The sequence below is a fragment of the Achromobacter sp. ACM05 genome (assembly GCF_019218915.1).
GTDB classification, from domain to species: domain Bacteria; phylum Pseudomonadota; class Gammaproteobacteria; order Burkholderiales; family Burkholderiaceae_B; genus Achromobacter; species Achromobacter animicus.
Genome location: NZ_JAHUWQ010000005.1, coordinates 96,457 through 117,811, shown reverse-complemented (window position 1 = coordinate 117,811; position 21,355 = coordinate 96,457). Strand labels below are relative to the sequence as shown.

The 21,355-nt window shown below is 65.6% G+C and carries 21 protein-coding genes; 12 read left to right on the top strand and 9 right to left on the bottom strand.

What is annotated here, in order from left to right:
* The first annotated feature begins 88 nt into the window (after window positions 1-88).
* From KW836_RS25250 to glcF, 3 genes are read left to right on the top strand one after another with little or no spacing between them, the layout of a single operon-like run.
* A complete protein-coding gene (locus KW836_RS25250; protein WP_175138771.1) occupies window positions 89-1,588 on the top strand; it encodes an FAD-linked oxidase C-terminal domain-containing protein in 1,500 nt (499 codons plus the stop codon).
* A 12-nt stretch (window positions 1,589-1,600) separates the two neighbouring features.
* The gene (gene glcE, locus KW836_RS25245; RefSeq protein WP_218345088.1) at window positions 1,601-2,707 is read left to right on the top strand and encodes a glycolate oxidase subunit GlcE; all 1,107 of its coding nucleotides are present in this window, start codon (window positions 1,601-1,603) and stop codon (window positions 2,705-2,707) included.
* Window positions 2,708-2,713: 6 nt separating this feature from the next.
* Window positions 2,714-3,949: a glycolate oxidase subunit GlcF gene (gene glcF / locus KW836_RS25240; protein WP_218345087.1), complete on the top strand. Its 1,236-nt coding sequence runs from the start codon at window positions 2,714-2,716 to the stop codon at window positions 3,947-3,949.
* Window positions 3,950-3,975: 26 nt separating this feature from the next.
* On the opposite strand, the gene KW836_RS25235 is transcribed toward glcF, so the two are convergent.
* The 5 genes from KW836_RS25235 to KW836_RS25215 all read right to left on the bottom strand — a co-directional run bounded on the left by KW836_RS25235 (window position 3,976) and on the right by KW836_RS25215 (window position 8,939).
* Window positions 3,976-5,415 carry an NAD(P)(+) transhydrogenase (Re/Si-specific) subunit beta gene (locus KW836_RS25235; RefSeq protein ID WP_175138768.1) on the bottom strand — a complete coding sequence of 480 codons (1,440 nt, stop codon included), beginning with the start codon at window positions 5,413-5,415 and terminating at the stop codon, window positions 3,976-3,978.
* The gene (locus tag KW836_RS25230) at window positions 5,412-5,729 is read right to left on the bottom strand and encodes an NAD(P) transhydrogenase subunit alpha (RefSeq protein ID WP_006224972.1); all 318 of its coding nucleotides are present in this window, start codon (window positions 5,727-5,729) and stop codon (window positions 5,412-5,414) included. Before KW836_RS25230 ends, KW836_RS25235 begins: the two co-directional genes overlap by 4 nt.
* A 2-nt stretch (window positions 5,730-5,731) precedes the next feature.
* On the bottom strand, window positions 5,732-6,850 hold the full coding sequence (locus KW836_RS25225; RefSeq protein ID WP_218345086.1) for a Re/Si-specific NAD(P)(+) transhydrogenase subunit alpha: 1,119 nt from the start codon (window positions 6,848-6,850) through the stop codon (window positions 5,732-5,734).
* 156 nt (window positions 6,851-7,006) lie between these two features.
* Window positions 7,007-7,882, bottom strand: a complete 876-nt coding sequence (locus KW836_RS25220) for an N-formylglutamate amidohydrolase (protein WP_175138766.1) — start codon at window positions 7,880-7,882, stop codon at window positions 7,007-7,009.
* Window positions 7,883-7,949: 67 nt separating this feature from the next.
* Window positions 7,950-8,939, bottom strand: a complete 990-nt coding sequence (locus tag KW836_RS25215) for a tripartite tricarboxylate transporter substrate binding protein (RefSeq protein WP_175124614.1) — start codon at window positions 8,937-8,939, stop codon at window positions 7,950-7,952.
* Window positions 8,940-9,177: 238 nt separating this feature from the next.
* On the opposite strand from KW836_RS25215, the gene gcvA reads away from it, so the two are divergent.
* The 3 genes from gcvA to KW836_RS25200 all read left to right on the top strand — a co-directional run bounded on the left by gcvA (window position 9,178) and on the right by KW836_RS25200 (window position 12,133).
* Window positions 9,178-10,104 carry a transcriptional regulator GcvA gene (gcvA, locus tag KW836_RS25210; RefSeq protein WP_175124613.1) on the top strand — a complete coding sequence of 309 codons (927 nt, stop codon included), beginning with the start codon at window positions 9,178-9,180 and terminating at the stop codon, window positions 10,102-10,104.
* A 7-nt stretch (window positions 10,105-10,111) separates the two neighbouring features.
* Window positions 10,112-11,230, top strand: a complete 1,119-nt coding sequence (gene mnmA, locus KW836_RS25205; protein ID WP_175124612.1) for a tRNA 2-thiouridine(34) synthase MnmA — start codon at window positions 10,112-10,114, stop codon at window positions 11,228-11,230.
* A gap of 84 nt (window positions 11,231-11,314) precedes the next feature.
* A complete protein-coding gene (locus tag KW836_RS25200) occupies window positions 11,315-12,133 on the top strand; it encodes a sulfite exporter TauE/SafE family protein (RefSeq protein ID WP_175124611.1) in 819 nt (272 codons plus the stop codon).
* A 90-nt stretch (window positions 12,134-12,223) separates the two neighbouring features.
* On the opposite strand, the gene KW836_RS25195 is transcribed toward KW836_RS25200, so the two are convergent.
* Window positions 12,224-12,835: a glutathione S-transferase gene (locus KW836_RS25195; protein WP_175124610.1), complete on the bottom strand. Its 612-nt coding sequence runs from the start codon at window positions 12,833-12,835 to the stop codon at window positions 12,224-12,226.
* 162 nt (window positions 12,836-12,997) lie between these two features.
* Between KW836_RS25195 and purB the strand changes: the two genes are divergently transcribed.
* Entirely contained in the window at window positions 12,998-14,374 is a 1,377-nt protein-coding gene (purB, locus tag KW836_RS25190; RefSeq protein ID WP_175124609.1) for an adenylosuccinate lyase, read from the top strand.
* Window positions 14,375-14,432: 58 nt separating this feature from the next.
* Window positions 14,433-14,891, top strand: a complete 459-nt coding sequence (locus KW836_RS25185) for a cytochrome c (protein WP_175124608.1) — start codon at window positions 14,433-14,435, stop codon at window positions 14,889-14,891.
* A gap of 93 nt (window positions 14,892-14,984) precedes the next feature.
* Here the strand turns inward: KW836_RS25185 and KW836_RS25180 are convergent, their stop codons facing one another.
* From KW836_RS25180 to KW836_RS25170, 3 genes are all read right to left on the bottom strand, one after another.
* The gene (locus KW836_RS25180; protein WP_218345085.1) at window positions 14,985-15,677 is read right to left on the bottom strand and encodes a cytochrome b/b6 domain-containing protein; all 693 of its coding nucleotides are present in this window, start codon (window positions 15,675-15,677) and stop codon (window positions 14,985-14,987) included.
* Between the two features lie 86 nt (window positions 15,678-15,763).
* Entirely contained in the window at window positions 15,764-16,045 is a 282-nt protein-coding gene (locus KW836_RS25175; RefSeq protein WP_175124606.1) for a hypothetical protein, read from the bottom strand.
* A gap of 691 nt (window positions 16,046-16,736) precedes the next feature.
* A complete protein-coding gene (locus KW836_RS25170; RefSeq protein ID WP_175138763.1) occupies window positions 16,737-17,096 on the bottom strand; it encodes a hypothetical protein in 360 nt (119 codons plus the stop codon).
* Between the two features lie 202 nt (window positions 17,097-17,298).
* On the opposite strand from KW836_RS25170, the gene KW836_RS25165 reads away from it, so the two are divergent.
* The 4 genes from KW836_RS25165 to KW836_RS25150 all read left to right on the top strand — a co-directional run bounded on the left by KW836_RS25165 (window position 17,299) and on the right by KW836_RS25150 (window position 21,347).
* Window positions 17,299-18,012: a DUF3053 family protein gene (locus tag KW836_RS25165; protein ID WP_218345084.1), complete on the top strand. Its 714-nt coding sequence runs from the start codon at window positions 17,299-17,301 to the stop codon at window positions 18,010-18,012.
* Between the two features lie 91 nt (window positions 18,013-18,103).
* On the top strand, window positions 18,104-19,285 hold the full coding sequence (locus KW836_RS25160) for an AI-2E family transporter (protein ID WP_246282972.1): 1,182 nt from the start codon (window positions 18,104-18,106) through the stop codon (window positions 19,283-19,285).
* Between the two features lie 105 nt (window positions 19,286-19,390).
* Window positions 19,391-19,612 (top strand): hypothetical protein, encoded by a 222-nt coding sequence (locus KW836_RS25155; protein WP_175124603.1) that lies wholly within the window; start codon window positions 19,391-19,393, stop codon window positions 19,610-19,612.
* Window positions 19,613-19,772: 160 nt separating this feature from the next.
* Window positions 19,773-21,347: a sensor domain-containing diguanylate cyclase gene (locus KW836_RS25150; RefSeq protein ID WP_175184379.1), complete on the top strand. Its 1,575-nt coding sequence runs from the start codon at window positions 19,773-19,775 to the stop codon at window positions 21,345-21,347.
* The last annotated feature ends 8 nt before the right edge of the window (window positions 21,348-21,355 follow it).

Below are 21,355 nucleotides of genomic sequence, written 5' to 3'. Positions count from 1 at the left end.
ATGAACTGGCCGCAAATGCCGGTAAATGCGTCAGGTGCGGGTAAATCCCGGCCTGATTAACATGGGCACACGCGCTATTGTTGCGCTCATGAATTCACTGGTCGAAACCGGCCTGGCACAAGTGCAGGCGCCTTATTCGCAGCAGCAGCTCATCGAGGCGTTGTCGGCCGCGTTGCCCGCGCACTGTGTGCTTTATCGCGAAGAGGACACCCGTCCTTACGAATGCGATGGCCTATCCCTTTACCGCTCGATTCCCGCGGTCGTCGCCCTGCCCGAAACGGAAGCGCAGGTGCAGGCCATCATGCGCATCTGCAAGCGCCTGAACGCGCCTATTGTCGCGCGCGGCGCCGGAACGGGATTGTCGGGCGGCGCCATGCCGCACAGCCAGGGCGTGTTGCTTGGGTTGTCCAAATTCAACCGGATCAAGCATATCGACCTGGCCAGCACGACCGCGATCGTCGAGCCGGGCGTGCGCAATCTTGCGATCTCCGAAGCCGTGTCGCCGTATGGGCTGTATTACGCGCCGGATCCGTCGAGCCAGATCGCGTGCTCCATCGGCGGCAACGTCGCGGAAAACTCTGGCGGCGTGCATTGCCTGAAATACGGCCTGACCGTGCACAACGTGCTGCGCGTGCGTGTGGTCACGATCGACGGCGACGTGGTCGAACTGGGATCGCACGCGCCGGACGCGCCCGGACTGGACCTGTTGTCTGTATTCGTCGGGTCCGAGGGCATGCTGGGCGTCGTGACCGAAGTGACCGTCAAGCTCATCCCCAAGCCGGCCTGCCAGCAGGTCGTCATGGCCAGCTTTTCCAGCGTCGAGGCGGCAGGCAATGCGGTCACGCAGGTGATCGCGGCAGGCATGATTCCGGCGGGTCTTGAAATGATGGACCGGCGCGCCACCCACATGGTCGAGCCGTTTGTCCGCGCGGGCTACGACATGGACGCGCAGGCCATCCTGCTGTGCGAATCGGACGGCACGCCCGAAGAGGTGGCGCACGAGATCGCGCGCATGGAGGCCGTGTTCCGGCAAGCCGGCGCCACGCGCTGCCAGGTGTCGGCGTCCGAGGCGGAACGGTTGAAATTCTGGGCGGGGCGCAAGAACGCGTTTCCCGCTGCCGGGCGCGTGTCGCCCGATTACTACTGCATGGACGGCACGATACCGCGCCGTCATCTGGCGCGCGTACTGGGCGCCATTGAACAGATGGAAGACGAATTCGGCCTGCGATGCGCCAACGTCTTTCATGCAGGCGACGGCAATCTGCATCCGCTGATCCTGTTCGATTCGAATAAGCCGGACGAGGTGGAGCGCGCCGAGAAATTCGGTGCGGCCATTCTTGAGCTGTGCGTGCAAGTGGGAGGAACCGTGACCGGAGAGCACGGTGTGGGAATGGAGAAGATAAATCAAATGTGCGTGCAATTCTCTCGCGAAGAACTCGACGCGTTCCTGGCAGTCAAGCGGGCCTTTGATCCGCCGTGCCTGCTGAATCCTGAAAAGGTCATCCCCACGCTGGCACGCTGCGCCGAATACGGCAAGATGCACGTCCATGCGGGAGAACTGCGCTTCCCCGATCTCGCCCGTTTCTAGGACGTATCCCTTATGGATTTTGTCCTGTCGGAATTGTGCGACCAGGTCATGACGGCCCGTGCCGGCCACAAACCCCTGTTCGTGATGGGCGGCGGCAGCAAGCGGTTCTACGGTAACTACCGTCCCGTGCGGCCGCAGGATGGTCATTGCCTGCTGGATATGACGCCGTACCGCGGCATCGTCAGCTACCACCCATCCGAACTCGTCGTCACGGTGCGCGCCGGCACGCCGCTGGCCGAACTGGAGGCCGCGCTTGCCGAGCACGGCCAGATGCTGGCCTTCGAGCCGCCGCATTTTGCGCCCACCGCCACCGTGGGCGGCTGCGTCGCAGCCGGCCTGTCGGGCCCGCGCCGCATGAGCGCGGGGGCGCTCAAGGATTTCGTGCTCGGTGCGCAACTGCTGGATTCGGAAGGACGCATCCTTTCCTTCGGTGGCGAGGTCATGAAGAACGTGGCGGGCTATGACGTGTCGCGCCTCCTGGCCGGCTCGCACGGCATCTTCGGCGCCATCCTGGAGGTGTCGCTGAAGGTCGTGCCCAAGCCGATGGAAGAGATGACGCTGGCGTTGCCCGCGACGCAGGCGCAGGCACTGGCCAACTTTGCCTTCTGGCGGGGCAAGCCGCTGCCGATCTCGGCATCGGGCTGGTCAAGCGATGCCGAAGGCGCGGACGGCATGACGATGGTGCGCCTGTCGGGCGCGCCGCCCGCGCTGGCCAGCGCGCGAGCGCTGATCGGCGGCGATGTGCTGGCGCCGGATGCGGCCGACGCATGGTGGCGGTCGTTGCGCGAGCAGACGCACCCGTTCTTTGCGCCAGACCGGCCATTGTGGCGGCTGGCCCTGCCGCCAACCACCGCCGATCTGGAACTGGGACCGACGCTGGTGGAGTGGGGCGGTGGCCAGCGTTGGCTGAGCGGTCCGCGCGATGCCGCTGAACTACGCGAGACGGCGGCCCGCCACGGCGGCCACGCGACGCTGTTCCGGCCCGCCGATACCCCGCCGCCCGCCGATGGCGTGTTCCATCCGCTTGCGCCGGGTGTCGGCGCAATCACCCGCAGGCTGAAGCAGGAACTCGATCCCGCCGGCCTCTTCAACCCCGGCCGCCTGGTCCTGGAGCTGTAGGACATCATGCAAACCAATCTGGCTTCCTGGGCGAGCGGCACCGATCTGGGCAACGAGGCGGACGCGATTCTGCGCCGCTGCGTGCATTGCGGTTTTTGCACGGCCACCTGTCCCACGTATCAGGTTCTGGGCGACGAACTGGACAGCCCGCGCGGACGCATCTATCTCATCAAGCAGGTGCTGGAGGGCAAGGAGCCCACGCAATCCACGCAGCAGCATCTGGACCGCTGCCTGACCTGCCGCAATTGCGAGACCACCTGCCCGTCCGGCGTCGAGTACGGCCACCTCGTCGACATCGGCCGCAAGATCGTGGACGAGCGCGTGGAGCGGTCGTGGGGCGACAAGACCAAGCGCACGTTGCTGCGCAAGGCAATGCTGTCGCCGATGTTCGCGCCGGCCATGCGTCTGGGTCAGAGCCTGCGCGGCATCCTGCCCCAGGCCCTGCGGCGCAAGGTGCCGGAACGCCGCGACGCCGGACCGCTACCGCAGGTGGCGCGACACGATCGCCAGGTCCTGATGCTGGCGGGCTGCGTGCAGCCGGCCATGATGCCCACCATCGACGCCGCCACCATCCGCGTGCTGGATGCGGTCGGCATCGGCGCGCGCATCGCGCCGGGCGCCGGTTGCTGCGGCGCGGTCAGTTTTCACCTGGACGCGCAGGGCGAAGCCGTGGCGCAGATGCGCGCCAACGTCGACGCGTGGTGGCCGCTGGTGCAGGACGGCAAGGTCGAGGCCATCGTCATGAATGCGTCGGGCTGCGGCGCCATGGTCAAGGAGTACGCGCACCATCTGCGCCACGACCCGGCGTATGCGCAGAAAGCCGCCGACATCGTGGCGCTGGTGAAGGACGTGGCGGAGATCGTCGCGCCGCACGCCGACATGCTGCGGTCGCGCCTGCCGGCCGGCACGCGGGCATCGTTTCACCCGCCGTGCACGTTGCAGCACTGGCAAGGGCTGCGGCCGTTGTCAGAGCAATTGCTGGTCGATCTGGGATTTGAGCTGCAGCCGTTCGCGGACAAGCATCTGTGCTGCGGATCGGCGGGCGCGTATTCGGTATTGAATCCGGACATCGCGCTGGAGCTGCGTGACCGCAAGCTGGGCGCCATCGCGGTGGGCAGTCCCGATGTGATCCTGTCGGCCAACATCGGGTGCATCGGGCATCTGCAAAGCGGCACCGATACGCCGGTGCGCCATTGGGTCGAAGTGGTCGACGAGCAGTTGCGCCGCGCTGCGCAGGGCTAGCCGCCGCGCAGCGCCTGGCGTTGTGGTTACTCCACGGCCTTGACCATGTCTTCGAGCACCTTCTTGGCGTCGCCGAAGACCATCATCGTGCGGTCCATGTAGAACAGTTCGTTGTCCAGCCCGGCATAGCCCGAGGCCATGGAGCGCTTGTTCACGATAACCGTGCGCGCCTTGTAGGCCTCGAGGATGGGCATGCCGGCGATGGGTGACTTGGGATCGTTCTTGGCGGCCGGGTTGACCACGTCGTTCGCGCCCAGCACCAGCACCACGTCGGTCTGGCCGAACTCGCTGTTGATGTCTTCCATCTCGAAGACCTGGTCGTAAGGCACTTCGGCCTCGGCCAGCAGCACGTTCATGTGGCCGGGCATGCGGCCGGCCACCGGATGGATCGCGTACTTCACGGTCACGCCCCGCGCGGTCAGCTTTTCGGCCAGTTCCTTCAGCGCATGCTGGGCCCGCGCGACAGCCAGGCCGTAGCCCGGCACGATGGTGACGCTTTCGGCGTTGGTCATCAGGAACGCCGCGTCGTCCGGGCTGCCCGACTTGACGCTGCGCTGCTGCGCATCGCCTGCCGCCGCGCCACCGCCCGCTTGCCCGCCAAAGCCGCCCAGGATCACGTTGAAGAACGACCGGTTCATCGCCTTGCACATGATGTAGGACAGGATGGCGCCCGACGAGCCCACCAGCGAGCCGGCGATGATCAGCATGGGGTTGTTCAGCGAGAAGCCGATGCCCGCCGCCGCCCAGCCGGAATAGCTGTTCAGCATCGACACCACCACCGGCATGTCCGCGCCGCCGATCGGGATGATGATCAGCACGCCCAGCACGAAGGCGATGAGCGTCATGATGATGAACGGCGTCCATTCCTGCGTGAGCATGAACCAGAGGCCGCAACCCAGCATCGCCAGCGCCAGCGCCAGATTCAGCATGTGCTGGCCGGGGAACACCACGGGCGCGCCCTGGAACAGCCGGAACTTGTATTTGCCGGACAGCTTGCCGAAGGCGATGACCGAACCCGAGAACGTAATGGCGCCCACGAACGTGCCGATGAAGAGCTCGAAGCGGTTGCCGGTCGGGATGGCCATGCCGGGCGGCGCGATGCCGAAGGCGTGCGGCTCGGCCACGACGGCCACGGCGATCGCGACCGCCGCCAGGCCGATCATGCTGTGCATGAAGGCGACCAGCTCGGGCATCTTGGTCATCTCGACGCGCTTGGCCATCAGCGTACCGATGGAACCGCCGACCAGCAGCCCCAGCACGACCCAGCCCAGCCCGATCGTGGCCGTGCCGCTGCGCGCCAGCCCGATGATGAGCGCCGCGGTGGTCACCACGGCGATCGCCATGCCGGCCATGCCGAAGGCGTTGCCCAGGCGCGAGGTGGTGGGATGCGACAGGCCCTTGAGCGCCTGGATGAAGCAGACCGAGGCAATCAGGTAAAGCAGGGTGACGAGGTTCAGCGAGATCATTTCGCTTCCTCCTTGCCCGGCTTGCGGTCCTTCTTCTTGAACATTTCAAGCATGCGCCGCGTCACGAGAAAACCGCCAAAGACGTTGACGGCGGCCAGCGCCACCGCGAATACGCCCATGCCGCGCGCCAGTCCGCCTTCGGTCAGCGCTGCGGCCAGCATCGCGCCGACGATGATGATCGCGGAAATGGCATTGGTGACCGCCATGAGCGGCGTGTGCAGCGCGGGCGTGACGTTCCAGACCACGTGGTAGCCGACATAGATGGCCAGCACGAAGATGATCAGATTCATCAGGGTGGGGTTGATCGCTTCCATGGTCACGTCCTCCGCGTCACATTGCCGCCTTCGCACACCAGGCAGGCTGCCACGATTTCATCGGCGCGCTGGATCGCCAGCGCGCCGTCCGCATTGATGATGAGCTTCAGGAAATCCAGGATGTTGCGCGCGTAGAGCGCCGAGGCGTCGGTGGCCACCAGGCCGGGCAGGTTGGTCAGCCCGATGATCGTCACGCCGTGCTTTTCGACGATCTGCCCCTTTTCCGACAGCGGGCAGTTGCCGCCGCGTTCGACGGCAAGATCGACCAGCACCGAGCCGGGCTTCATGGCCGCGACCGTGTCCGCCGAAACCAGCTTGGGGGCGGGGCGTCCCGGGATGAGTGCGGTGGTGATGACGATGTCGGCCTGCTTGCAGCGCTCGGACACCAGCGCGGCCTGGCGCGCCATCCAGGCGGGCGGCATGGGCCGCGCGTAGCCGCCCGTGCCTTGCGCGATCTCGCGCTCTTCGTCGGTTTCGAACGGCACGTCGATGAACTTGGCGCCCAGCGATTCGACCTGTTCGCGCGCGGCGGGCCGCACGTCGGAAGCTTCGACCACTGCGCCCAGCCGCTTGGCCGTGGCGATCGCCTGCAGGCCGGCCACGCCGGTGCCCAGGACGACGGCGCGCGCGGCTTTCAAGGTGCCGGCGGCGGTCATCATCATGGGAATCAGCCGGCCGTAGTGATGGGCCGCAAGCAGCACGGCCTTGTAGCCGGCCAGGTTGGCCTGCGATGACAGCACATCCAGGCTTTGCGCGCGCGTGATGCGTGGCGCGGCTTCCAGCGCGAAGCCGGTCAGGCCCGCGGCGGCCATCTGCGCGAGGCCCTCGGCGTCGAAGGGATCGAGCATGCCCACGACCACGGCGCCCGGCTTCATGTGAGGCAATTCTTCGGGGGCGGGCGCGCGAACCTTCATGACCAGTTCGGCGCCCAGGGCGTCCTGGGCTGAACCGAGCGTGGCGCCCGCTGCGACATAGGCATCATCGAGATAGCGGGCGGCGGCGCCGGCTCCACTTTCCACAACGACGGTGTGCTTGCCGCCCACGTACTTCTTGACGGTCTCCGGTGTTGCTGCGACACGGGTTTCCCCGTCTCGGGTTTCCTTAGGTATCCCGATGTGCATCGACGCCTCTCCTCAGAAGGTTCGCCGTAGTTATACACGGAATGTGCGCTCTCACGCCTCCCCCGTTTTGGCCGCTTGCGCCGGGCCAAAAAAAAACCCCATGGCGAACCATGGGGCGTGGGGCTTGCAACCCGGCGTCTGGACGGGCGGCGTTTCTTATGCCGTCTGCGCGCGGGTCCAGGTGATCAGCGCGGCGGTAAGGTCGCGCAGATCGGCCTTCAGCCGGCCGTAGTTGTCGGTCGGACGAAGCGACACTTCGTCCATGTAGAGTTTGCGGTTGATCTCGATCTGCAGGCTGTGGCGCCCTTCTTGCGGGCGGCCGAACGCGCGCACCAGTTCCACGCCCTTGTAGGGATCGTTCACGGTGACGTTGTAGCCGCGCTCGCGCAGCCAGGCGGCGATGAATTCGCGGAAGGCTGGATCGCTGGTGCTGCCGTCGCGGTCGCCCAGCACGAAGTCGGGATGGACCAGGCCCGGGCGATCGGTGGCGAAGGCGCCGGCCACGCTGGGCATCGAGTGGCAGTTGATGTGCCAGACCTTGCCGAACTTGCGGTGGGCGTTGTCCAGCACCTGACCAAGCGCGGCGTGATAGGGCTTCCAGCAGGCATCGATGCGGTGGCGCACTTCGTCCACCGTGAGCTTGCGGTTGTACAGCGGCGTGCCGTCATCGAGCATGCGCCAGATCAGACCCTTGCCCAGCTTGACCTTGGGCGAGGGGTTGATTGCGTCGGGCCATGCCGCGTCCAGCAGCAATTCGTCAATCTCGTCGGCGGCGCGGTTGGCGTCGATATAGGCGCGCGGGAACGCCGCGGCGATCATCGGCACGCCCATCTCGATGGCGTCGCCCCACAGATCGTCAACCCAGGTGTCCTCGGCCGTGCGCAAGGCGCCAAAGTCCACCGCGGCGGCGAAATCGGGGGGGTAGGTCGTGCCACTGTGCGGGGAATCCAGCACGAGAGGGACCGAGATTTCCGAATCGGGATAGTGCTGCGGGAGGTCGAAGCGGTAGGACAGGGGCTGGGTAAGTCGCATAAGGGGGTACTGCGTTCGTGAATCGGAGGTCCTCGCGCGCCACGGGCACGCGAGGACCGAAGACCGGTTAGTCGATCTTCACGTTGGCTTCTTTGGCGATGCGCTTGTTCTTGGCGATTTCAGCCGAGATCTGCGCGCCGAATTCGGCCGGGGTGTTGGCAGCGGGCGAGGCACCGAGGGCGGCGAGGCGGCTCTTGACGTCTTCTTCGGCGCTGACCTTCTGGACGGCGGCGTTCAGCTTGGCCAGCACGGGGGCGGGCAGCTTGGCCGGGGCGACCAGGCCGAACCACGAGGCGTCGTTCACGGCCGGCAGGCCGGCTTCGGCGAACGTGGGCACGTTGGGCAGCGAGGCGACGCGCTGCGGCGAGGCGACGGCCATGGCGATCAGGCGGCCGGACTGGACGTGCGGCAGCGTGGAGGGCAGGTTGTCATACATGACGTCGACCTGGCCGGCCAGCGCGTCGTTCAGCGCGGGGCCCACGCCACGGTACGGCACGTGCATCAGGTCGGTGCCCGAGGCCATCTTGAACAGTTCGCCCATCATGTGCGAGACCGAACCGTTGCCGGCCGACGCGTACGTCAGCTTGCCGGGCTGGCTCTTGGCCAGCGTGATGAATTCGGCGATGGTCTTGGCCTGGACCTTCGGGTTGATGGTCATGATGTTCGGCACGGCAGCCAGGTTCGAGACGGGCGTGAAGTCCTTCTCGCCATCGAACGGCAGGTTCGGGTAGATGGCCGGGTTGATGCCGTGCGTGCTGACGGTGGCGATGCCCAGGACGTAGCCGTCCGGCGCGCTGCTGGCGACGAAGGCGCTGCCGATCGAGCCGCCGGCGCCGCCGCGGTTTTCCACGACGACGGTCTGGCCCAGTTCCTTGCCGAGCTTGTCGGCGAACAGGCGGCCGACGATGTCGGTGGTGCCGCCGGGCGGGAAGGGAACGATCAGGCGGATGGGCTTGCTGGGATACGCATCTTCAGCGTGCGCGATACCCGAGGTCAGCGGCGTGGCCAGGGTCGCGGCGGCGACACACAGGCCCAGGACTACATTACGGCGTTGCATGAATTCCCCTACTAATGAATGAACAGCGGATGCGCAAAGGCAGACGCAAACCCGACGATTCTTTCCTGGCGGGCAGGTTTGCGCAAACGAAAGATTCTCCGTAAGCTATGACTTTTTTTCATACCTCTTTTCGGCAGGCCATCTTGGGCGTTACTTTTCTGTAACATTCGTCGCCCCGTGCCTTTGCCGTCGTCATGCCCGCAGGGCAAGGGAGCCCCACATTCGGTGGGGGCTGCAGATGAGGCGTTTCTGTCCCTCTTTAACGGATCTCCAGGCGTTCGAAGTTGCCGCCCGGCACAGCAGTTTCACGCGCGCCGCGCAGGAATTGTGCGTGACACAGGGGGCTGTGAGTAAACAGGTGAAACATCTGGAAGAGTTCGTCGGCGTCGAACTATTCCTACGAATCAGGCAAGGCCTGGTTCTGACCGAAGCAGGCCGCAGCTATCTGGCCAAGATCCAGGCCGGTCTCGGCCAGATCGAAGCGGCCACCGTCGAGCTGATCGCGCACCAGGGGCGCGGCGGCACGCTCAACCTGACCTGTATGCCGACGTTTGGCGCGCGGTGGCTGATTCCGCGGCTGACGGCCTTCATGCGCCTGCGGCCCGACATCCACGTGGAGTTCCTGCCGCACCGCCAGGGCTACGACTTCTCCACGCCCGAATTGGACGCCGCCGTGCGCTTCGGCGAGGGGCTGTGGCCCGGCAGCGGCGCGGACTACATCGTGGGCCGCGAGATCCTGCCGGTCTGTAGTCCCCGCCTGATCGCGGGCGGGTGCCAGTCGCCCGAAGACCTGCTGGCCTATCCGCTGCTGCACCATACGTCGGCCCTGGAAGGCTGGCGCGATTGGTTCGAGCAGGCCGGCTGCGATACGCGGCGCAGCCTGGAAGGCGCCCGGTTCGATCAGTACGCGCTGCTGTCGCAGGCGGCCGCGGCGGGCTTCGGCGTGGCGCTGATCCCGCGCTGCCTGATCGAGGACGAGCTGCGCGACGGCAAGCTGGCCATCGCGATGCAGTTGCCGATCCGCGCGCGGATGGGCTATTACCTGTGCTACCCCGAGCAGAAGGCCAATCTGCCCACCCTGCAGGCCTTCCGCGCCTGGCTGATGGAAGTGTCGCGCGCCGCCGAACCGCAGCCGCGGGAAGACGCCTTGTCCGATCTAAAATAGCCGCATCATGAGTCAAACATCCACCAAGAAAGGCCGCGTTGTCGTCGGCATGTCCGGCGGGGTCGATTCTTCGGTCACCGCCTGGCTGCTCAAACAGCAAGGCTACGAGGTCGTCGGCCTGTTCATGAAGAACTGGGAAGACGACGACGATTCCGAATACTGCTCCACCCGCCAGGATCTCCTGGACGCCGCCAGCGTCGCGGACCTGGTCGGCGTCGAGTTCGAATACGTCAACTTCGCCGCCGAATACAAGGACCGCGTGTTCGCGGATTTCCTGCGCGAATACTCCGCGGGCCGTACGCCCAACCCCGACGTCCTGTGCAATGCCGAGATCAAATTCAAGGCGTTCCTCGACCACGCCATGGCGCTGGGCGCGGAACACATCGCGACCGGCCATTACGCCCGCGTTCGTGAAGTACCCGCTGAGGGCGGCGGCTCGCAGTTCCAGTTGCTGAAGGCGCTGGACGCATCCAAGGACCAGAGCTACTTCCTGCATCGCCTGAACCAGGCGCAGTTGTCGCGCACGCTGTTTCCGCTGGGCGAGATCCACAAGACCGAAGTGCGGCGCATCGCGCACGAGATCGGCCTGCACAACGCCGCCAAGAAGGATTCCACCGGGATCTGCTTCATCGGCGAGCGGCCGTTCCGGGAATTTCTGAACCGTTACCTGCCCACCGAGCCCGGTCCCATCCTGACGCCCGAAGGGCAGAAGGTCGGCCGCCACGAAGGGCTTTCGTTCTACACGCTGGGCCAGCGCAAGGGGCTGGGCGTGGGCGGTGTCAAGGGCCGCCAGCGGGACGACGGCACGGCCGAGGCCTGGTACGTGGCGCGCAAGGATCTGGAACGCAACGTGCTGTACGTCGTGCAGGGGCATGACCATCCTTGGCTGCTGTCCGGCGATCTGAAGGCGCAGGACGCGAGCTGGGTGGCCGGCCACCCGCCGGCAGCGGGCGCCTACGGCGCCAAGACCCGCTATCGGCAAGCCGACGCGGCCTGCCGCCTGGGCGATGCGGCGCCCGAGACGTTTTCGCTGGATTTCACCGAGCCGCAATGGGCGGTGACGCCCGGGCAGTCGGCCGTGCTATACGATGGCGAGGTTTGCCTGGGTGGCGGGATCATTATTTAAGCAGTCCCCGCTGCACGTAACCAAGGCCCCCCGGAGCCATGCCCGCGGGGCCTTGTTCATGACAATAAAACTGAGGAGACGGTTGTGGATGTGACGATGGTGATCTGCCTGCTGGTGTTGGGCGGAGTGGTCGGCTTTGCCGCGGGCCTGCTGGGCATTGGCGGCGGCATGCTGCTGGTTCCCTTTTTGACGATGCTGTTCACCTGGCAGGGCATGCCGGCCGACCTGGTGGTGCATGCGGCGATCGCCACGTCCATGACGTCGATCCTCTTTACCTCCATTTCCAGCGTGCGCGCTCACCAGCAGCGGGGCACCATCAAGTGGCGCATCGTCGCGGCGATGGCGCCGGGCATCATCATCGGCGGGCTGCTGTCGGGCGGCGCAGTGTTTGCCGCGCTGAGCACGCTGTGGCTGTCGCTGTTCTTCGCGTTGTTCGTGGGCTACTCCGGCTGGAGCATGCTGCGCAACAAGAAGCCCAAGCCCACGCGTCAGATGCCGGGCGTGGTCGGCACCAGTGCGGCGGGGGCGGGCATCGGCTTCCTGTCGGGCCTGGTCGGCGCCGGGGGCGGCTTTCTGTCGGTGCCGTTCATGGTCTGGTGCAACGTGGCCCTGCACAATGCGGTGTCGACCTCGGCGGCGCTGGGCTTTCCCATCGCGCTGGCCAACAGCGTGGGTTATATCGTTTCGGGCCTGAACGAAGCCCAGACCTATCCGGGGATGCTCGGCTTCATCTACTGGCCGGCATTGCTGGCGCTGGTCTGCACCAGCGTCTTGACGGCGCCGCTGGGGGCGCGCATGGCCCATCGCCTGCCGGTGCAGACGCTCAAGCGCGTGTTCGCCGCGCTGCTGTTCGCGCTGGCGGCGTACATGCTGTTCAAGGCCTGGCAGACCTGGACGGTTTGATCGATATACAGAAAACCGGCCGCGGAAAGCGGCCGGACGAAAAAACGCCCGGTCGAGCCGGGCGTTTTTGCGGGCATTTCTGGCCGGCCGTCAGGCCGTCTTGGGCACCGTGTCGATGAACGACTGGCGCTGGGACAGCTTGTCGTACAGGCGGGCCAGATTGGGCTGGCCGGTGCGCCAGTCCAGGGTGGCAAAGCGCAGGTCCAGGTAGCCCAGGGCACAGCCGACCGCGATGTCCGCGAGGCTGTAGTTGATGCCCATGCAATGGGCGTTGTCGCCCAGGCTTTTGTTCATGGCGTCCAGGCTGGCGTGGATCTTGCCGTATTGGCGTTCGATCCATTCGGGGCTGCGCTGGGCCTCGGGGCGCTGGTTTTCCTTGACGATGGTCACGCAGGCGTCCAGGACGCCATCGGCGATGGCTTCCCAGCATTTGACGGCTGCGCGATCGCGCCCTTGCTGAGGAATCAGCCGGGCGACGGGAGACAAGGTGTCCACGTATTCGACGATGACGCGCGAATCGAACAGGGCGCCGCCGTCTTCCATCACCAGGCAGGGGACCTTGCCCAGCGGGTTGTACGTTTGGATCTGCGTGTCGGCGGACCAGACGTTTTCGAGTTCAAGCCGGTAGTCCAGCTTTTTCTCGGCCATGACGATACGCACTTTGCGCACGTAGGGACTGGTAAGCGAGCCGATCAGTTTCATGGAGTCACAAGCGGAGTCGGAAAGCGGCCGAAGTATAGCAGGCTGTATGACGGCCGGAATTGTCCGCAGGGCGGAATCTTCGTCAGTTTGCCACAATGTCAGGCGGCCCCGGATGATAAAATCGCCGGGTTTTCCCATCCGTCGCTTTTTCCCTACCAGACCATGCAAATCGCCGATCAGCTGAGCCAACTTAATGCCCTTTCGCCACTGGATGGCCGCTACGCTTCCCGGGGCGACGCACTGCGCGGTCTGCTGTCCGAAGCCGGCTTCATGGCGCACCGCGTCGAAGTCGAGGTCGCCTGGCTGATCGCCTTGTCCGACGCCGGTCTGCCCGAGCTGCCGGCCTTCTCCGAGGCCGCCCGCGCGCGCCTGGCCCAGTTGGTCGCCAACTTCTCCGAGGCGGACGCCGGCCGCATCAAGGATATCGAGCGCGTCACCAACCACGACGTGAAGGCCGTCGAGTACTGGCTGAAAGAAAAGGTCGCCGATGACGCCGAACTGGCCCGCGCCGCAGAATTCATCCACTTCGCCTGCACGTCGGAAGACATCAACAACACCTCGCACGCGCTGATGCTGTCGCGCGCCCGCGACCAGGTCGTGGTGCCGCGCCTGCGCGAAGTTGCCGCCAAGCTGAACGACCTGGCCGTCGCCAACGCCGATCAGCCGCTGCTGTCGCGCACCCACGGCCAGCCCGCCAGCCCGACTACGCTGGGCAAGGAATTCGCCAACGTGGCCGCGCGCCTGAACCGCGCCATCGCCGCCGTCGTGGCCGTCGAGCCCCTGGCCAAGCTGAACGGCGCAACGGGCAACTACAACGCCCACCTGTCCGCCTATCCCGAAATCAACTGGCCCGAGTTCAGCAAGCGCGTGCTGACCGGTCTGGGCCTGACCCAGAACCGCCACACCATCCAGATCGAACCGCACGACTGGATGTCCGCGCTGTTCGACGCGATTACCCGCGCCAACATCATCATTCTGGACCTGGATCGCGACATCTGGGGCTACGTGGCGCTGGGCTACTTCAAGCAGCGCCTGAAGGAAGGCGAGGTCGGTTCGTCGACCATGCCGCACAAGGTCAACCCGATCGACTTCGAAAACTCCGAAGGCAACCTGGGTCTGGCCAACGCCGTGCTGCGCCATCTGGCCGACAAGCTGCCGATCTCCCGCTGGCAGCGCGACCTGACCGATTCCACCGTCCTGCGCAACCTCGGCGTGGGCCTGGGCTACTGCCTGGTGGCGTGGGATGCCTGCATGCGCGGCCTGGGCAAGCTCGAAGTCAACACGGCTGCCATCGACGCCGATATCGACGCCTGCTGGGAAGTGCTGGCCGAGCCGGTGCAGACCGTCATGCGCCGCTATGGCCTGCCGCAGCCGTACGAGCAGCTCAAGGCCTTGACGCGCGGCAAGGGCATCACCGAAGAGGCTCTGCGAGAATTCATCCAGGGCCTGGCGCTGCCTGAAGAGCCCAAGGCCCGCCTCCTGGCGATGACCCCGCGCTCGTACATTGGTCTGGCTGCCGAACTGGCCCGGGCGGTATAGTCGCCGTGCCGCGCGCGTTACGCGCGCGGCTTTCACGTTGTACCTACGGGAGAAATCAATGAAGAAGTTGTCCACGCTCGCTGCGCTGGCCTGTATGACGGTGGGTCCGCTGCTGGCAACGTCCGCCTCCGCGCAATTCGCCAAGCCCGAAGATGCCGTCAAGTACCGCCAGTCGGCGCTTGCACTGATCGGCTCGCACTTCGGCCGCATGGCGCCGGTGGTCAAGGGCCAGGCGCCCTATGACGCTGCGCAGATCAAGGCCAACGTCGATGTGCTGAAGACGCTGTCTGCGTTGCCGTGGGCGGGTTTCGGCCCGGGTACGGAAGGCGGTGACGCCCGTCCCGAAATCTGGAGCGACGCCGCGGGCTTCAAGCAGAAGCAGCAGGCGTTCCAGGACAACATCGTGAAACTGTCGGCAGCCGCCGATGCCGGCGATCTGGACAAGCTGCGCGCGGCATTCGGCGACGTGGGCGCCAGCTGCAAGGCCTGCCACGATTCGTACCGCAAGAAGAAATAAGGCATCGGGCCGTTGTCAGATCCGGCCCGTCGTCCTGGCAAGCAAAAAGCCCCGTCAAGGGGCTTTTTTCATGGGCTGTTTGCTTGGGCTGGGTCAGGAGAACGACATGTCGGACACGACCTCGAGCGATCGTATCCACAGCACCAGCCCGGTCACGCAGGCGCCCAGCAAGAGTGCGCGCAGCCAGATGGCCAGGCCGTCCTGAGCGGGCGGCGTGCCGGCGGGCACGTCCTTGGCATCGACATTGCCGGTGATGATGGCACGCACCAGACGCTTGCGGCGCACCACCACGTACCACGTGACGGCCAGCAGGTGCAGGACGACCAGGCCGATGATGACCCATTCATTGAGCTTGTGCCAGGACGTCATGGCGCTGGCGGTGGCTTCGGATACGTGTCCGAACAGCGGACCCTGCGTCATGATGTCGTCCGTGGTGAACAGGCCGCTGACCGCCTGAAAGCCCACGACCAGCAGCAATGCCATGACCGACAGGGCGCCCAGCGGATTGTGGCCGGCGGGCGCGGCGGCGCCCTTCAGGTAGCGGGCCACCGCGCCGGGGCCCCGAACGAAATGCGCGAACCTGGCATAGCGCGGTCCGGCAAAGCCCCACAGCACGCGGAAGATGATGAGGCCCAGCGCCGTACAGCCGAACCGCACGTGCCAGTCCATGTACAGGCCGCCCAGTTTCACGCTGACGAACGCGCCGACGATGCAGACGACAAGCCCCCAGTGAAAGAGGCGGGTGGGAAGGTCCCAGATGCGGACCGCAAGACGATTGTTCTGCATGGTGAGATCAGCGGGCTGAAGTTGCTGGGAATTTATCACGCACAAAGCAAACCGCCGCGGGGTAAGCGCGGCGGTGTCGGGTCTGCTTAGCGAGCGTTGCGGCGCACCGGTTCTATGCGATGCACGTGTTCGTGGCGGAACCGGATGCGCTGGGCGGGCGTCTTTTGCGCGGGCGCGCCGCACGGCACGACTTCGGTGGTGTAGGTGGTGGTGCCGTTGATCGGCGCGTTGAAGATGACCGTGGCGCGGATCTCGGGGCCGTTGGCCGGCTTCAGGTAGACGATGTCGCCGATGTGGATGGGCATGTCGTCGAGCTGCGTATGGGCCGGGCGGCGGATCAGTTCGGTGGTGGTGAAACGAGTATTCATGTTGTGTTCTCTTTAGGTTCTAGTTATTGGAAAAGCTGCGTCTTGTCATGGTGCGCGCAAGCCGGGCAAATGCAGGGCACTTGGCCGGACCTTCGCGAAGCGCCTTGTCCGCCGGATGTATTGGACAGGCGTTACATGACACTAACGCATTGCTGCTGCCGTTCTTTTGCGCATTCTCATGTTTTTTGCGCGCCGGGCCGGCGTGGTGATGCCTTCGTCCAGTCCTGGCGGGCATCGGTCGGGCTGCAGGGCGCAGGCGCGCCATACACGGGCATGGTTGCCGGCGCGGTAGCGTGCGCCGATGCAGCCCTGGGTGCGCACAGAGTGGGTTGGCTCTGGCGCTCGCGGTGGTTGGACCGCGGCATGCGTCGCTGCTTCCGGAAAAGCAACGTGTTATTTGGGTGTATCTGCTTCAGGCCGATCCGGACTGGCGGATGGGCGAAGGCGTGGGGTTTCCGATGGTGCTCTGGGTTTGCGTATTTTGCGTTGTACTTCGCAAGGACGCAGAGCTTACGGGAGGCGGATCTGTTTGCGGCAACCGCTTTTTTGCGGCCAGCTTGGGGTGAGCAGTTCGTGGCGGACATGGCGTACCGGGGTACGACTGCGCAGATCCAACCGACGATAATATCGGAGAATACGCGATTATGCAAGCATTTTCGGCCGGATAGGCATCCGGCCGAGCAAATACGCGTTAGTGCGCCGCGGGACGGGCCTGGCGTTGGGCCTCGATGATCAGGCCTTCCAGGCGCGGCGACATGCGCAGCGCCACTTGGGCGCTGGTCGTGCCGTCGGGCTGCGGCAAGGTTTCCAACGCCAGTTCGATGCGCTCGTCGTCAAAGGCCTCGGGCGCCGCCTGAATCTCCACATAGCGTTCCAGCAGCGCGTCCACGGCTTTCTGGGCGTCCGCCAGCGCCTCTTCCGATAGCTTGCCGTGGCCGAGGTACTGGTTGACCACCCGCGCCAGGTCGTTCATGAAAAGGAGCAAGGCGTTCGCGCCGCGGCAATCCGGGAGCGTGAAACCCCAGGGCAGGGGAGAAGCGTTCTGAGTCATGGGGGCAGCCAGTGTGTGTTGCGGGCGGCCGAACGCCGCCGAATCCGTGATTTTAGAGGACGCCGGCGCCGCGGGCATGCGCGCCGCTCTCCCTGTGTCAACTCGCTTCGATGGCAACAAATTTCGCCCCATTCGGATCCAAGCTCGGGGCTACCGGATAATCTTCCCGTAATCTGCAGAATCGGAGTGCAAAAGGATGCGCATGGGTTGGGTTCGCGCGTGGGTGGCGGGCATGGCGGCGGTTTCGATGCTGTTGCTGGCGGCCTGCGTCAACAAGGAGCCGCAGGAGCGCGCCGCGTTCATACAGGTTCTGCAAGTCCGCATGAACAACGTGACGCTCGTGCCGATCGGTCTGTTGAGCAAGCAGGAAAAGGACGCGATCGGGGATTACGACGACGCCTACGAAGTAATGACGGATTTCCAGGACGCCATGGCCAAGGCGGCCGCGCCGCTGCGCGAAGTGCTGTCCGTGGAGACGATCCGGTCGGTAAGCGAGATCGTGGAGCGCAAGGCCAGCCTGCAGGCGGCGCGCAAGACGCTGGCAGACAGCGCCGCGCAGGTCCAGGCGGCGCGAAGCAAGGCCGACAAGGCGCGCGCGGCCTTGACGCTGCCCGCCGATCTGGCACCCGTGTATGACGGCGTCTACGACGAGGCGGTGACAGCGCCGGCTGCCGACATGATGGAGGCCGCGGCCAGGATGGACTCGGTCGCCCGCGACGCGCTGGGCATTGCGGACTTCGTGGCTGCCAATGGCGCGGAGGTCACCTTCGAGGATGAGCAGACGAAGGTGGCGAAACCGACGTTGCAACAGGAACTGAACCTGCGTCTGCAAGCGCTGAATGCGCAGTCCGACGGTCTTGAAGCCGCCCGCGCCACGCTGCTGCAGGCAGCGAGCGCCGGCTCGAAGGCGCCATAGCCGTGGATCAGCCTCGTCTCAATGCAAGCGGCGCCAGGCGGCGCTTTGTACAATGCGGCTCTCGCGGCGCATGCCGTGCCTTGGACACACCATGAGCGAATCTTCAGGCGTGCATTACAGAACCTTCGTGCTTTTGCTGGTGGTGGTCACCATCGCGTTCGGCTGGCTGTTGTGGCCTTTCTATGGGGCCGTGTTCTGGGGCACCATTCTGGCCATTCTTTTCGCGCCCTTGCAGCGCCGCCTGGTGGTGCGCATTGGCGGCCGGCGCAATCTCGCCGCGCTCATCACGCTGCTGCTGGTGCTGCTGCTGGTGATTCTTCCGTTGGTTGTGATCAGCGGCTCGCTGGTGAGCGAAGGCGCGAGCCTCTATCAAAGCATCAAGTCAGGCCAGATCAACTTTGGCGCGTACTTCCAGCAGGCAATGGACGCCTTGCCGCCGTCGGTGCATGCGCTGCTGGCGCGCTTCGACCTGGCCGACATTCCCAGCCTGCAGGACAAGCTGAGCGCCGGCGCGATGCAGGCAAGCCAGTTCCTGGCGACTCAAGCCCTGAACATCGGACAGGACACGTTCCAGTTCGTGGTCAGCTTCGGCATCATGCTGTATCTGCTCTTCTTCCTGCTGCGTGACGGGCCCCAGCTTTCGGCCCGGCTGCGGCGCGCGGTGCCGCTGAGCGACATGCACAAGCAGCACCTGTTCCGCAAATTCACGACCGTCGTGCGCGCCACCGTAAAGGGCAACGTCGCGGTGGCGGCGGCGCAGGGCGCGCTGGGCGGCATCATCTTCTCAATCCTGTCGATCCAGGGCGCGTTGCTGTGGGGCGTGATCATGGCGTTCCTGTCGCTGCTTCCGGCGATTGGCGCGGGACTGATCTGGGCGCCGGTGGCCGTGTACTTCCTGCTGACGGGCTCCGTGGTCAAGGGCGCCGTGCTCATCGCGTTCGGTGTGCTGGTCATCGGCATGGTCGACAACATCCTGCGCCCCATTCTCGTGGGCAAGGATACGAAGATGCCCGATTACGTGATCCTGATCTCCACGCTTGGCGGGATGGCGCTGTTCGGCCTGAACGGCTTTGTCATCGGTCCGCTGATCGCGGCGCTGTTCATGGCAAGCTGGGATCTGTTCTCGCCCGCGGCAAGTGATCCGACGGTCGTCCCCGCAGCGAGCGCGCCGTTGCCGGGCAACCCCGTCGCCGGCACGCCGGCGGCAGCGGGCGGCGCCACTGCCGGTACGCAGGCCGCGCTGGCTCGGGACCGCCAGTCCCGCGACGATTGACCGAGCCGGGCGCCCATGTGCGCCCGGCCGGGTGTATGGTGTAGCAGCGCCGGTCATTGCGGCCGGCCTTTCGTGTCAACTTCGCCAAACAGGAGCGCGTTGGATATGGAATGGAAACTGCATCGGTCGGGCTGGATCGAAGAACGCAACTTTGACATCGAATTTGCCGAAACGCCTGACGGGTACCACACCCGCGTACGCGTCTTCGGCTTTCCCATCCTGGAAGACACCAAGCACGTGTTCCCCAACGAGGCGCTGGCCGAAAAAGGCGCGCTGACGCTGCTCAAGAGCCAATTTACCGGCACGCCGGATCTGGAAGAGACGTAGGCCGCAAAAGGCGGCAGCGGGCGCGTTCTGCAATAATCTCTGAGTTTCCATCCAGGCCTGGCGGGGGTGCCGGGAGGGCGTACGGGGAGGCGCATGAGCCCACGGGTGTTGTTTAGGTCGAACGTCCGCGCAGTGCGGAACCTGAGTGGCGAGGCGCGCCATGTCTGACGGCGAAACGCGTGCGGGCGTGCGCCGCCGCCAGGCGCGCCGCTACTCCATGCGCACGGGCCTGCTGGCCCTCGTCTTTGCCTGTATCACCCCCGCGCTTATCGTGGCGACGGTCGCGGTCTACGAAAGCTACGTCATCCAGAAGGAACGCATCTTTCGCGACACCATCTTTCTGGCGCGCAATCTCACGGCAATCCTCGATCGCGAGCTCACGGGCGTCGAAGCCGGCTTGCAGATGCTGGCGTCATCGCCGGACCTGGTCGAAGGAGACCTTGCCGGTTTTCATCGCCGAGCGCGCGAGTCCGTGCGGTTCCAGATCGTCGACAGCTACGTCCTGACCAACAAGGAAGGGCGCCAGATCATCAACACGCAAGTGCCCTACGGCACGGCGTTGCCGTCCACCGGCGCGCCGGATGAGCTGCTTCGCGTCTTCCAATCGCGCATGCCGGTGCTGACGGGGTTGTTCACCGGCGGTCTGACCAAGGATCCCACCATCGCGCTCGGCGTTCCGGTCGTGCGAGGCGGGGAGGTGGTCTACAGCCTGAATGTGGGGCTGTCGCCCGAACGCATCGGCAATGTGTTGGGCCGCCGCGCCTTGCCCGAGGGCTGGGTGGCTGCCGTGCTGGACGACGCCGGAACCATCGTCGCCCGCACCCGCGACACGTCGAAATTCGTTGGCCAGAAGGCGGTGCCCGCGCTGGCCCGCGCCGTGCAGCAGGAAGGCGAGGGGTCGCTCGAAACGATCACCAAGGAAGGCACGCCGGTCTACACCGCGTTCAGCCGGTCGGCACTGTCGGGCTGGACGGTTGCCGCCGGCGCGCCGATGCAATTGCTGACCACGGACCTTTATCGTTCCATTGCGTGGATCGGCATGGGCACGTTGTTCGCGTTCGGCCTGGGGCTGTGGCTGGCAATCAGGTTGGCGAGCCGGCTGACGTCGGCCGTGCAGGGGCTCGTCGCGCCGGCGCTGGCGCTGGGCGAGGGCCGTACCGTGGAACTGCCTGCCACACGCATCAAGGAAGCCCAGGAAGTGGGCGCCGCCATGCTGCAGGCGTCGCGCATGCTGGCGCGCGCGCAGCATCTGGCGCACTACGATCCGCTGACTGGTCTGTGCAACCGGGTGCTGTTCGGCGAACTCGTGCTGCGTGAGCTGGCGGTCGCGCAGCGCAGCGGCGAGGCGTTCTCGATCCTGGCCATCGACCTGGACGGCTTCAAGGCCGTCAACGATATGCATGGCCATGCCGCGGGCGATACGGTGCTGAAAGAGGCCGCCGACCGCATGGCAAGCGCCATCCGGGTTTCCGACGTGGCGGCACGGCTGGGCGGTGACGAGTTTGCCGTGTTGTTGCTGGGCGCCAACCAGGAAAACGCGCGGCTGGTTGCCGAGGCGCTGGTCGAGAGCCTGTCGCTGCCGTATCCCAACGTGCGCGTCGCGGTGTCGGCGAGCATCGGCATCGCCGTGTATCCGCAATCTGGCACCACCATGCTGCAGTTGCTCGAGCGCGCGGACGTGGCGTTGTATCGGGCCAAGGGTCTGGGCAAGCGGCGGGTGGCGCTGGATCAGTAATCCCGCCG

What these genes read in the sequence shown, in the direction of transcription:
- KW836_RS25165 (WP_218345084.1), top strand. Translation starts at nt 17,299, where the DNA reads ATGGGTTGGGTTCGCGCGTGGGTGGCGGGCATGGCGGCGGTTTCGATG.
- gcvA (WP_175124613.1), top strand. Translation starts at nt 9,178, where the DNA reads ATGAGGCGTTTCTGTCCCTCTTTAACGGATCTCCAGGCGTTCGAAGTT.
- KW836_RS25220 (WP_175138766.1), bottom strand. Translation starts at nt 7,882, where the DNA reads ATGCGACTTACCCAGCCCCTGTCCTACCGCTTCGACCTCCCGCAGCAC.
- mnmA (WP_175124612.1), top strand. Translation starts at nt 10,112, where the DNA reads ATGAGTCAAACATCCACCAAGAAAGGCCGCGTTGTCGTCGGCATGTCC.
- glcF (WP_218345087.1), top strand. Translation starts at nt 2,714, where the DNA reads ATGCAAACCAATCTGGCTTCCTGGGCGAGCGGCACCGATCTGGGCAAC.
- KW836_RS25170 (WP_175138763.1), bottom strand. Translation starts at nt 17,096, where the DNA reads ATGACTCAGAACGCTTCTCCCCTGCCCTGGGGTTTCACGCTCCCGGAT.
- KW836_RS25250 (WP_175138771.1), top strand. Translation starts at nt 89, where the DNA reads ATGAATTCACTGGTCGAAACCGGCCTGGCACAAGTGCAGGCGCCTTAT.
- KW836_RS25160 (WP_246282972.1), top strand. Translation starts at nt 18,104, where the DNA reads ATGAGCGAATCTTCAGGCGTGCATTACAGAACCTTCGTGCTTTTGCTG.
- purB (WP_175124609.1), top strand. Translation starts at nt 12,998, where the DNA reads ATGCAAATCGCCGATCAGCTGAGCCAACTTAATGCCCTTTCGCCACTG.
- KW836_RS25225 (WP_218345086.1), bottom strand. Translation starts at nt 6,850, where the DNA reads ATGCACATCGGGATACCTAAGGAAACCCGAGACGGGGAAACCCGTGTC.
- KW836_RS25185 (WP_175124608.1), top strand. Translation starts at nt 14,433, where the DNA reads ATGAAGAAGTTGTCCACGCTCGCTGCGCTGGCCTGTATGACGGTGGGT.
- glcE (WP_218345088.1), top strand. Translation starts at nt 1,601, where the DNA reads ATGGATTTTGTCCTGTCGGAATTGTGCGACCAGGTCATGACGGCCCGT.
- KW836_RS25150 (WP_175184379.1), top strand. Translation starts at nt 19,773, where the DNA reads ATGTCTGACGGCGAAACGCGTGCGGGCGTGCGCCGCCGCCAGGCGCGC.
- KW836_RS25175 (WP_175124606.1), bottom strand. Translation starts at nt 16,045, where the DNA reads ATGAATACTCGTTTCACCACCACCGAACTGATCCGCCGCCCGGCCCAT.
- KW836_RS25230 (WP_006224972.1), bottom strand. Translation starts at nt 5,729, where the DNA reads ATGGAAGCGATCAACCCCACCCTGATGAATCTGATCATCTTCGTGCTG.
- KW836_RS25235 (WP_175138768.1), bottom strand. Translation starts at nt 5,415, where the DNA reads ATGATCTCGCTGAACCTCGTCACCCTGCTTTACCTGATTGCCTCGGTC.
- KW836_RS25195 (WP_175124610.1), bottom strand. Translation starts at nt 12,835, where the DNA reads ATGAAACTGATCGGCTCGCTTACCAGTCCCTACGTGCGCAAAGTGCGT.
- KW836_RS25180 (WP_218345085.1), bottom strand. Translation starts at nt 15,677, where the DNA reads ATGCAGAACAATCGTCTTGCGGTCCGCATCTGGGACCTTCCCACCCGC.
- KW836_RS25215 (WP_175124614.1), bottom strand. Translation starts at nt 8,939, where the DNA reads ATGCAACGCCGTAATGTAGTCCTGGGCCTGTGTGTCGCCGCCGCGACC.
- KW836_RS25155 (WP_175124603.1), top strand. Translation starts at nt 19,391, where the DNA reads ATGGAATGGAAACTGCATCGGTCGGGCTGGATCGAAGAACGCAACTTT.